General features: G+C 25.7%; 1 pseudogene. It reads right to left on the reverse strand.

The annotated features are described in order from the left end of the window. Positions 1-533: pseudogene (locus ACLL8X_RS09325) on the reverse strand (motility associated factor glycosyltransferase family protein); the annotation flags it as partial.

The following is a 533-nucleotide window of genomic DNA, read 5'->3' on the forward strand; positions in this document are numbered from 1 at the left end:
TAAATTCCAAATGCTCTTTAATCCAAAGAACACTTTTATTAAAACTATCTTCTTTAGTCTTAGGATTTAAAACATAAATTCTAGCTAAATTAAGTTCAAATTGAGTAAGTAAAGGTCCTAGAATTTCATACAAGTCTAACATTTGTTTTATATCTTCTAATTTATGTTTAAAACTATCTATTTTTTCAATAGCAAAATTCATATAAGCTTCATTTTCATTTAAAGCTAAATAAATATTTTGTATATCTTTAAATTCCTTAGCTAAATCTTCGCTAAATTCCCTACAATGCTTTATGCTTTGATAAACCTTATAATAAGCCTTAAGCATTAATTCATTTTGTTTATTTAAATTTAAAGGTTCTAATTTCACAAAGGGTTTATTTAAATCTTCATTTAATAAATTCTCACAAGCCCATAAAAAAGGTTTTTCTATACTTCCTTCTATCCTAGCACCCCCTTCGGTGCAGTTGTAGGTATTAGCTTGATAATTTATTTTAGCAATGGCTATATCACTTTCAAAATTATGCCTGAAA

The organism is Campylobacter parajejuni, from assembly GCF_046764905.1.
In the GTDB taxonomy this organism is placed as follows: Bacteria; Campylobacterota; Campylobacteria; order Campylobacterales; family Campylobacteraceae; genus Campylobacter_D.